The sequence below is a fragment of the Mesorhizobium sp. M4A.F.Ca.ET.090.04.2.1 genome, assembly GCF_003999085.1.
Classification (GTDB): domain Bacteria; phylum Pseudomonadota; class Alphaproteobacteria; order Rhizobiales; family Rhizobiaceae; genus Mesorhizobium.
The window spans coordinates 1-541 of sequence record NZ_RZOT01001013.1; the positions used below are offsets into that span (position 1 = coordinate 1).

The following is a 541-nucleotide window of genomic DNA, read 5'->3' on the forward strand; positions in this document are numbered from 1 at the left end:
GCGCGATCGAGCGGCCGATCGTCTTTGCCGGCAACGACACGCCCGGCGTGATGATGGCGGCCGCCATGCGCAGCTATGTCGGCCGTTATGCAGCAACGCCAGCAAAACGCGTCGCGCTGTTCACCAACAACGAGGATGGCTGGCGCACGGTCGAGACGGCGCTCAGAACAGGGCTGCAGGTCGCGGCAGTGATCGACGCGCGGCCGGATGTCTCGCCGGCTCATCGCGCGCTTGCTTCCAAGAACGGCTTCGCGGTGCTCAACGGTTCGGTTACCGGCGTCGACGGCGGCAAGGACGGTGTCCGCAAGATTTCGGTCTCGCTGACCGGCGGCGCGCGCGCCGAGGTCGAGGCCGACGGGCTTGCCGTCTCCGGCGGCTGGAATCCTTCGGTCGGGCTGACCTCCTATCATCGCGGCCGGCCGAAATGGCGCGACGACATCGCCGCGTTCGTGCCGGACGGCGCGCCGCCCGGCATGGTCGCCGTAGGCGCCGCCAACGGCGCCTTCGGCCTCAGCGCTTGCCTGCGCGAAGGGTTTGAGGC

Annotated in this window: 1 pseudogene; it reads left to right on the forward strand. The window is 69.5% G+C overall.

What is annotated here, in order from left to right:
* A pseudogene (locus EN781_RS33800) lies at positions 1–541 on the forward strand (sarcosine oxidase subunit alpha); the annotation flags it as partial.